This is a genomic window from Streptomyces cinerochromogenes, assembly GCF_014648635.1.
In the GTDB taxonomy this organism is placed as follows: Bacteria; Actinomycetota; Actinomycetes; order Streptomycetales; family Streptomycetaceae; genus Streptomyces; species Streptomyces cinerochromogenes.
Genome location: NZ_BMRM01000027.1, coordinates 60,267 through 70,524, shown reverse-complemented (window position 1 = coordinate 70,524; position 10,258 = coordinate 60,267). Strand labels below are relative to the sequence as shown.

3 protein-coding genes are annotated in these 10,258 nt (G+C 75.4%); 1 reads left to right on the top strand and 2 read right to left on the bottom strand.

Going from position 1 to position 10,258, the window contains the following annotated elements:
* Positions 1-51: 51 nt before the first annotated feature.
* The gene (locus tag IEZ20_RS36195; protein ID WP_189306746.1) at positions 52-8,118 is read right to left on the bottom strand and encodes a type I polyketide synthase; all 8,067 of its coding nucleotides are present in this window, start codon (positions 8,116-8,118) and stop codon (positions 52-54) included.
* 191 nt (positions 8,119-8,309) lie between these two features.
* Positions 8,310-8,927, bottom strand: a complete 618-nt coding sequence (locus IEZ20_RS36190; protein WP_189306744.1) for a DUF2306 domain-containing protein — start codon at positions 8,925-8,927, stop codon at positions 8,310-8,312.
* Positions 8,928-9,272: 345 nt separating this feature from the next.
* Between IEZ20_RS36190 and IEZ20_RS36185 the strand changes: the two genes are divergently transcribed.
* Positions 9,273-10,253 (top strand): quinone oxidoreductase family protein, encoded by a 981-nt coding sequence (locus IEZ20_RS36185; protein WP_189306742.1) that lies wholly within the window; start codon positions 9,273-9,275, stop codon positions 10,251-10,253.
* Positions 10,254-10,258: the final 5 nt, after the last annotated feature.

Below are 10,258 nucleotides of genomic sequence, written 5' to 3'. Positions count from 1 at the left end.
CTCACAGATCTGTTGCCTTGGAACGAATCGGATGCGGGCGGTCGGCCGCGGTCACGGCTCCTGCTCGCCGAGCGCGAGGCGCACGAGGTCGTCGGCGTCCATGTCGTTGATCCGCTGCTGCGCGGACTCGATCCGCCGGGTGCGGGCCCGCTCCCGGTCGGACACGGGCGCGCCCCCCTCGTCCTCGTCCTCGCCGTCGCCGTCGCCGTCGTCGTCGGCGCCGGTGCCGGGGGCGGCGGTGGCCAGCAGCAGGTCCGCCAGCTGGGCCACCGTGGGATGGTCGAAGACGGCGGTGACCGGGATGCTCAGCCCGGTGTCGGCCCGGAGCCGGTTGCGCAGCTCCACCGAGCGCACGGAGTCGACGCCCAGGTCCTTGAACCGCCGGTCCTCGCCGACGGCGTCCGGCCCGGAGTGCCCGAGCACCGCCGCCACCTGCGTCCGCACGATCAGGGAGACCGTCTCCCGGCGCTGGACGGGGCTCAGCGGGGCGAGCCGCTGCGCCAGCGTCGCCGTACCCTCCCCGGGCGTCGGCGGCGTCTCCTCCAGCGCCCGGCGGACTTCGGGCAGGTCGGAGAAGAGCCGGTTCGCCCCGGTGGCGCCGAACGCCGCGGACAGCGACGGCCAGTCCACGTCGGCGAGCACCGGCGTCGGATCGTCGCCGAGCAGGCACCGGGCCAGGGCGCCGGTCGCCGGCTCCGGGCCGAGCAGCCGCAGTCCGCGCCGGACGACGGCCCGCGCCATGCCGTCCCGGGTCATCATGCCGTCGCCGTCCCAGGGGCCCCAGATCACGGAGGTCGCCGGCAGTCCGCGGGCGCGCCGGTGCTGCGCGAGCGCGTCCAGGAACGCGTTGGCCGCCGCGTAGGCGCCGTTGCCGGTGCTGCCCCACATCCCCGACACCGAGGAGAACAGCACGAACGCGTCCAGCTCCCGGTCCCGGGTGAGGTCGTGCAGGTGCTGCGCCGCGTCGGCCTTCGCCCGTACCACCTCGGCGAAGCGCTCGGGGGTCAGCTCGTCGAGCGGGGTGTTCTCGATGATCCCGGCGGCGTGCACGACCGCCCTGACCGGGTCGCCGGCGGCGTCGAGGCCGTCGAGCAGCGCGGCGAGCGCCGCCCGGTCGGAGACGTCGCACGCGAGGGTGCTGACCCGCACGCCCCGCTCGGCCGGCAGGGCCGCCGCGGCGGCGGCCCCGGGCGCGTCCGGCCCGCTCCGGCTGACCAGGACGAGGTGTTCGGCGCCCTGGTCCGCCAGCCATGCCGCGGTGTGCCGGCCGAGCGCACCGGTGCCGCCGGTGACGAGCACGGTGCCCGAGAACCGCGGGGCGCGGTCTCCGGGAGCCGCCTGCCACGCCGCGCGGACCAGCCGGCGCACGAAGACGCCCTCGGCGCGCAGCGCCACCTCGCTCTCGCCCCCGGGGTCCGCCAGTACCCCCGGCAGCAGCCCGACCGCCGTCCGGTCCAGGTCCGCCGGCAGGTCGACCAGTCCGCCCCAGCGTTCGGGGCACTCCACGGCGGCGACCCGGCCCAGACCCCAGACCTGGGCCCGCACCGGAGCGGCCGGCTCCGCACCGCCGACCGCGACGGCGCCCCGGGTGGCACACCACAGCGGCGCCCGCACCCCGGCGTCCTCCAGGGCCTGCAGCAGGGTCAGCACGCCCCGCCAGTCCCCGGACCGCGACGGCAGCACCGCGTCGGCGGGCGCCGGCGGCACCAGCACCAGCAGCCCCGACGGCTCCGGGCCGTCGGCCGCCGCGGACCGCACCGCCTTGGCCAGTTCCCCGCGTTCACCGCCGAGCCGCAGCGGCACCGCCCGCGCACGGCCGCCGAGCGCGCCGAGGACGGCGGCCTCCGCGTCCCGCGCCTCCTCGTCGTCCCGGGCGTCCTCGTCCACCAGCACGAGCCAGCTGCCCGCGGGCGGGCCGGCCGGAGTGTGCTGAGCCGGCCGCCAGGTGACCCGGTAGCGCCAGGAGTCGGCCGCCGCCGCGGCCGTCCGCCGCTCGTGCCATGCCGACAGCGCCGGCAGGACGGCCCGCAGGGCGGCCTCGTCCCGCACCCCGATCTCGGCGGCGAGCCCCTCCGCGTCACCGCGGGCCACGATGTCCCAGAACCGGGTGTGTGTCCCCGCCGTCTCCGCCCCGCCGTCCGTCCCGGCCGCGGGCGCGGACGGCGCGAGCCAGTACCGCTCGTGCTGGAAGGCGTAGGTGGGCAGTTCGACCAGGGCCGCGCCGGTGCCGCCGAAGGCCCCGGACCAGTCCACGGGCGCCCCGAGCACCTGGGCCCGGGCCACCGAGGTCACGAAGCGCCGCAGGCCGCCGTCGTCCCGGCGCAGCGAGCCCACCACCGCGCCGCCCCGGCCGACCGACTCGACGGCCTCCTCGATGTCGCTCCCTAGGACGGGGTGCGGGCTGATCTCCAGGACGAGCGTGTGCCCCTTGGCGAGCACCGTGCGCAGGGTCCCGTCGAAGCGGACCGTCTCCCGCAGATTGCGGTACCAGTACGCGGCGTCGAGGGCGCGGGTGTCCAGGACGTCCCCGGTCACCGTGGAGTGGAAGGGGACGTCGGCGGCGCGGGGCGTGATGTCGCGCAGCGCCTCCGTCAACTCCTCGCGGACGGCCTCGACCTGAGCGGAGTGCGCGGCGTAGCCGACCGGGATCCGCTTGGCCCGTACACCCCGTTCGGCGCACACGGCCAGCAGGTCGTCCAGGGCCGCCGGTTCGCCGGAGACCACCACCGACCGGGGGCCGTTGACCACGGCGACGTCCAGCCGCCCGTCCCAGCACGGCAGCCGCCGTACCTCCGCGTCCGGCAGTGACACCGACACCATGCCGCCCCGGCCGGCCAGCGAGACCAGCGACCGGCTGCGCAGCGCCACGATCCGGGCGGCGTCCTCCAGGGAGAGCGCGCCGGCCACGCACGCCGCGGCGATCTCCCCCTGGCTGTGCCCCACCACGGCCGTCGGCCGCACCCCGTAGGACTCCCACAGCCGGGCCAGCGACACCATCATGGCGAACAGCGCCGGCTGTACGACGTCGACCCGCTCCAGCGTCGGCGCGCCCGGCTCCCCGCGCAGCACGTCGAGCAGCGACCAGTCGACCACCCGGCCCAGCGCGGCGGCGCACTCCCGCATGCGCTCGGCGAACACCGGTGAGGTGCCGAGCAGTTCGACCGCCATCCGCGGCCACTGCGCTCCCTGCCCGGGGAAGACGAAGACCCGCTCCGCGTCGGGCGCGGCCACTCCCCGCACCACCCCGTCCGGCGTGCTCCCGGCCAGCAGGACGTCCAGCGCGTCCGTCAGCTCCCGCCGGTCCGCCCCGATCAGGACGGCGCGGTGCTCCAGCGCGGCCCGGGTGCTCGCCAGCGAGTGGCCCACGTCGGCGGGGGAGAGGCCGGGCCTGTCCGCCAGGTACGACCGCAGGGCGGCGGCCTGCCCGCGCAGGGCCTGTGCGGTCTTCGCCGACAGCGGCCACGGTACGACGGCGAGCGGCGCCGGCTGTTCCCCGTCCTCCGGGGTCCGCTCCGGGGTGTCCTCCGGAGCCTCCTCCAGGATCGCGTGGACGTTCGTGCCGCTGATCCCGAACGAGGAGATGCCCGCACGGCGGACCCGCTCGCCCCGGGGCCACGGCAGCGGCTCGGTCAGCAGCGCGACCGCGCCCGCCGACCAGTCCACGTGCGGGGTCGGCTCGTCGATGTTCAGGCTGGCGGGGAGGCTGCCGTGGCGCAGCGCCATCACCATCTTGATCACGGCGGCCACGCCCGCGGCCGCCTGGGTGTGGCCGATGTTCGACTTCACCGAGCCCAGCCGCAACGGCCGTTCGGCGGGGCGCCCCCGCCCGTACGTGGCGAGGAGGGCCTGGGCCTCGATGGGGTCGCCCAGCGTCGTACCGGTGCCGTGCGCCTCCACGGCGTCGACGTCGGCGGCCGACAGCCCCGCGTCGGCGAGCGCCTGCCGGATCACCCGCTCCTGCGACGGGCCGTTGGGCGCGGTGAGCCCGTTGCTGGCGCCGTCCTGGTTGACGGCCGAGCCGCGCAGCACCGCCAGGACCCGGTGCCCGTGGCGCCGGGCGTCCGACAGCCGCTCCAGGACCAGCATGCCGACGCCCTCGCTCCAGCCGGTGCCGTCGGCGGACCGGGCGAACGGCTTGCACCGGCCGTCGGGCGCCAGGCCCCCCGCCCCCGCGAACTCGGTGAACATGCCGGGCGTCGCCATCACCGTCACCCCGCCGGCCAGGGCCAGTTCGCACTCGCCCGCCGACAGGGAGCGGGCGGCCAGGTGGAGCGCCGTCAGCGAGGACGAGCAGGCGGTGTCCACGGTGACGGCGGGCCCTTCGAGGCCGAGGGCGTAGGCGACGCGGCCCGAGATGACGCTGGGCGTGCCGCCCGTGAGCTGGTAGCCCTGGGTGCCGTGCGACGGGTCGCCCAGGCGGGGCCCGTAGTCCTGGGCGGTGGCGCCGGCGAACACCCCCACCTGCCGGCCGCGCAGCCCGCTCGGGTCGACGCCGGCCCGCTCCAGGGCCTCCCAGGAGGTCTCCAGCACCAGCCGCTGCTGCGGGTCCATGGCGAGGGCCTCGCGCGGGCTGATGCCGAAGAACGCCGCGTCGAACCCGGCCGCGTCGTGGAGGAAGCCGCCGACCTTGGCGTAGCGCACGTCCGGGTTCTGGGGGTCCCGCAACACGACGTCGGGCCACTCCCGGTCGGCCGGGAACGCGGAGAGCCCGTGTCTGCCGTCGGCCACCAGGCGCCACAGGTCCTCCGGTGAGCGGACCCCGCCGGGGAAGCGGCAGCCCATGCCCACGATCGCGATCGGCTCGTCGGAGCGCGGCGCGGCGGGTGCGGGGTCGGCGGCGCCGGTCGGCTCGCCCGACAGCTCGGCCGCCAGGAAGCGCGCCAGCTCGGCGGGGGTCGGGAAGTTGTAGACCAGCGTGGGCGGCAGACCGGCCAGGCCCGTCGCCTCGGCGACCCGGTCGCGGAACTCGACCGCGGTGAGCGAGTCGAAGCCCAGCTCCTTGAACGTCAGGCGGATGTCCACGGTCTGCGCGGACAGATGCCCGAGAACGGTCGCCACACAGGTCCGCACCAGCTCCAGCGGATCGGCACCGGGCTCTCGGGCGGGGCGCGGGGACGGCGGCGCCGGCACCGAGGCGGCGGAGGACCCCACGCCGGGCCTGGCCCCGGATTCCGCGCCGGATGCCGCCCCGGATCCCGCGCCGGGCTGCTCGCCGGGCCTGGCCCCGGATTCCGCGCCGGATGCCGCCCCGGATCCCGCGCCGGGCTGCTCGCCGGACCTCGCCCCGGATTCCGCGCCCGGTCCCTCGCCGGACCTCGCCCTGGATCCCGCCCCGGGCTCCGCGCCGGGCCTGGCCCCGGATCCCACGCCCGGTTCCTCGACGGGCCCCGCCCCGGATTCCACTCCGGGCTCCGCGGATCCCGTGCCGGTTCCCTCGACGCGCTCCTCGAACCAGAACGGGCGGCGCTGGAAGGCGTACGTGGGCAGATCGACCCGCGCGGGCGCCCACCCGGTGAGCACCGCCCAGTCGACCGCGGCACCGCGCACGTACGCCTCGGCGAGCGCGGCGGTGACGGTCTGCTCCTCCGGCCGGCCGTCCCGCAGCACGGCGACGACCGCGCCGCCGGGCGGGGAGCCGACCGCGGACAGGCTCTCGCGGGTCATCGCGGCCAGCCCGCCCGGACCCAGCTCCCAGAAGCCGGTGACTCCCTCGGCGCGCAGCAGGCGCACACCGTCGTCGTACCGTACGGACGCGCGGATGTGCCGGGCCCAGTAGTCGGCGGACGCCAGCTCCTCCGCCGTCGCGAGCCGTCCCGTGACGTTGGAGACCACGGGTGTCTCCGGCCTGCCGAAGGCCAGCCCCTCGGCGACGGCCCGGAACTCGTCGAGTATGCCGTCCATGTGCGGCGAGTGGAACGCGTGACTGACCCGCAGGTGCCTGGTCCGGCGCCCGGCGGCCCGGAAGTGCGCCGCGACCTCGTCCGCCGCCGCCCGGTCCCCGGAGACCACCGTGGCGCGCGGGCCGTTGAGGGCGGCGACGGCCAGCCGGCCGTCGTACCGGGACAGCGCGGCGCGGACCTCCCGCTCGTCGGCCTCGACGGCGACCATGGCACCGCCCGCGGTGGCCCGCTGCATCAGCCGGCCGCGCGCGGCCACCAGAGCACTGGCGTCCGCGAGGTCCAGCACCCCGGACGCGTGCGCCGCGGTGAGTTCACCGACGGAGTGGCCCATCAGATAGTCCGGGACCACCCCGCACGCCCGCATCAGGCGGTACAGGGCGGTCTCCACGGCGAACAGCGCGGCCTGGGTGAACAGGGTCTCGTCCAGCAGCGCCGCCTCGGGGGTGCCGGGCTCGGCGAAGAGCAGGTCCTTCAGGGGGCGCGGCAGGTGCGGGTCGAGTGCGGCGCACACCTCGTCCAGCGCGGCGGCGAACACGGGGACCGCCGCGTGGAGCCGGCGCCCCATGCCGGGACGCTGGCTGCCCTGCCCGGAGAACAGGAAGGCCGTCCGGCCGCCGTCCCGGGTGCTGCCCCGCACCAGGTGGGGGGCCGGTACCCCGTCCGCCAGGGCCGCCAGGCCGGACAGGTGCTCGCCCGGCTCACGGCCGAGGACCACCGCGCGTTCCTCGTGCGCGGTGCGGTGGGCGTCCAGCGAGAACCCCACGGCCTCCGCGTCCAGTGCGGGGCGGGCGGCGACGTGCGCGCGCAGCCGCTCCGCCTGGGCGCGCAGCGCGCCGGGGGAGCGGGCCGACACCACCCAGGGCAGCAGGCGGGCGTCGGCGTCCGGCCGGCGGGACGCGGCGGGCCGCGGTGCCGGAGTCCGGGCCGGTGCCGGCTCGGACAGCACCACATGGCAGTTGGTGCCGCCCATGCCGAACGAACTGACCCCCGCCACCAGCCGGGCGTCCTCCCGCGGCCACGGTTCCGGGTCCGTCGGCACCCGCAGGTTCCACGCGTCGAGGTCGATCCCCGGGTGGGGGTCGGTGAAGTTCAGAGACGGCGGGATCAACCGGTGCCTGATGCTCAGTGCCGTCTTGATGAGCCCGGCGACACCCGCCGCCGCCTCCAGGTGCCCGATGTTGGTCTTCACCGAGCCCACGCGCAGCGCGGGCCGTCCGCCCGCCCCGCCGTCGCCGAACACCGCCCCGAGCGCGGCCGACTCGACCGGGTCGCCCCTCCGGGTCCCGGTGCCGTGCAGCTCGACGTACTGCACCTCGGCGGGATCGACGCCCGCCCTGCCGTACGCCTCGCGCAGCAGCGCCTCCTGCGCGCCGGCCCGGGGCACGGTGAGCCCCTCGCTCGCGCCGCCGCTGTTCACCGCGCCCGCCTCGATCACGCAGTAGACGCGGTCGCCGTCGGCCAGTGCCGCCGAGAGCGGCTTGAGGACGACGTAACCGGCTCCTTCGCCGCGTACGTACCCGTTGGCGCGCGCGTCGAGGGTGTGGCACCGCCCGTCCGGGGACAGGGCGCCGAACTTCTCGGAGTACAGGGTGCTCTCGGGGGCGAGGTTGAGGCTGACCCCGCCGGCGAGGGCGAGCACCGACTCGCCCCGGCGCAGGCTCTCGCAGGCGGTGTGCACCGCCACCAGCGAGGACGACTGCCCGGTGTCGATCACCATGCTCGGGCCGAGCAGGTCGAAGGTGTACGACACCCGGTTGGCGATGATGCCGCGGTGCAGGCCCGTCATGCTGTGCTGCGTGGCGCTGCCCGGCCCCGCGCGGTGCTGGAGCGTGGCGTAGTCGTCCCACATGGCACCCACGAACACACCGACCTTGCGGCCCCTGAGGTCGCCCGCGACGATGCCGGCGTCCTCGAAGGCCTCCCAGCCCAGTTCCAGCGTCAGGCGCTGCTGCGGGTCCATGGCGGCCGCCTCGCGGGGCGAGATGCCGAAGAACTCGGGATCGAACCCGGCGACGTCGTCCAGGTAGCCGCCGGGACGGGCGGCGAGCCGGCGCCCGGGAGCGGGCGTGGCCGAGACGGCGCTGTCACCGCCCCTGAGCAGCTCCCAGAAGGCCGCCGGGCCGTCGGCGTGGGGGAACCGGCATGCCAGGCCGACGACGGCGACCGGGTCGCTCGGCGCGCCGGCGTGCTCGTCCGGGATCGTTCGGGCAGTTCGCATACGTGTCCCCCAGGAGGCCGGTGCCGTTCACGGCAGGGCAGGTAGGAACAGGGCAGGCAGGAACAGGGCAGGCAGGAACGGGCAGACAGGCACAGGCAGACAGGCACAGCGCAGGCAGGAACAGGCAGGCACAGCGCAGGCGGAAACAGGCAGAAACAGGCAGGAAAAGGCAGGCGCGTCCGGCGGGGCGTTCAGCGGGGGTTCGGCACGGGGCGCCGCTTCCGCTTCGGCCGCAGCAGGTACCACTCGACGAACAGCAGGTGCCCGATGACCGCGGCCCAGGTGGCGGTCGCGTAGGCCTGTTCGTAGTTGAGGCCGAAGGCCACGAAAATGGCGTTGAGCGGGCGCAGCGTCACCGTGGAGGTGGTCATCGCGACGTTCCTCAGCATCCACTTGCGGTGCTCGCCGTACTTGCGCCGGCGGCCGGTCAGGTAACCGGAGACACCGGTGACGATCCAGCACGCGTCCATGAACAGCAGGGCGACGGCCACGTCCGGCCCGCTGGTCGTCAGCAGCGAATCGGGAATCGCCAGGGCCGCGGACGGGAAGACCCCGGCGAAGAAGTACACGCGCCCCAGGACGCGGTGGGTGCGCGGACGGCGCGCCCGGTACCAGGGCCAGACCTGCACCCAGGCGAGGACGATCGCCACCACCGCCGTGTAGATGTGGACGACGAACAGCGGGTAGTGCCAGGGCAGATCGGTCCGGATCCCCAGCCTGCTGGTCGACGGGTCGAGCGTGAGATAACGGGAGATGCCGAACGCGGCGAACCCCACGCAGTAGACCGCGAGGCACGCCACCCAGGTCATTTCCCGCCGACTGGGCTTTGTGACCTGAGCTGTTTCGAGCGGGCGCTCCGCCGTCACGGAAACTTCCCGGACACCGTCCACAGCATCCCCTTTCTTCGCCGCTAACCTGAGGGATCCCTGGGATGTTAGGAAAGGAAGAGGCGCCTGAGCGGGCCCTGCCCACCTAGGGGACACCCGGTGTGCCTCTTTGGTGGTACGCGGCGCTCCGGCCCCCGAATCACGTGCTTCTTTTGTTGAGTTCCCGCGGCGGACGGTGCCGGGTAGCGTTTTTCTCCGAATTCACATCCTGCCCGATGGATTCGCTGAAGCTTTCCGGATACATCTGCCTAAGGGGACCGCTGGCACATGCGCATCGTTCGCTACCACGAATTCGGGCCGTCGAGTGTTCTGCGGGTCGAGGAGGCGGAGACACCGCGTCCCGGGCCCGGCGAGGTGCTGGTACGGGTGGAGGCGATCGGCGTCGACCAGGCCGATGTGCAGCGGCGGCGCGGCGAGCATCCCGTGTCCGCCCCGGTGCTGCCGGCCTGTCCCGCCGCGGATGTCGTCGGCGTGGTCGAGCAGGCCGGCGCGGAGGTGCCCGCCGGGCACGTCGGCGCCCGCGTGGTGGTGTGGAAGGCGCAGAACGCCTACGCGGACCACGTGATCGCCCCGCTGGACCGGATCACGCCCGTCCCGGACGGCCTGGACCCGGCGGAGGCCACGGTCATGGGGTCCACCGGGCGCGTCGCCGTGCAGGTCGTCAACTCGGGGCAGCTGCGCGCCGGGGAGAGCGTGCTGGTGCACGGGGCGGCCGGCGCCGTGGGGCACATGGCGCTGCAGATCGCCAAGGCCCGGGGCGCGTATCCCGTGATCGCGACCGCGAGTTCCCCGGAGAAGCTGGACTTCGCCCGCTCCCTGGGCGCGGACGTCACCGTCGACTACGGCCGGTCCGACTGGGCGGAGCAGGTGAGCAAGGCCGTGGACGGGCGAGGCGTGGACGTGATCCTCAACGGCATCGGTGGCGAACTCCTCCACGACGACGTGGAGTTGCTGGCCCCGTACGGCCGGCTCGTCTTCTACGGCGCCTCGGGCAGCCCGACGGCACGCCCCGTCCTGCCGTTCCTCGACGTCCTCGGCATGAAGTACGTGACCGGATTCAGCATGGCCGCGCTGCTGCGGCACCGTCCCGATCTCGCCGAGTCCGGGACGCGCCAGCTCTTCGACGCCGTCGCCGGCGGGGCCGTACGCCCCGTGGTCGCGGCGCGCGTCCCCCTGTCCGACGTCGCCCGTGCCCACGACCTGGTGGAGTCACGCGCCAGCCGCGGCCGTGTCGTGCTCGTGCCGTGAGGAGA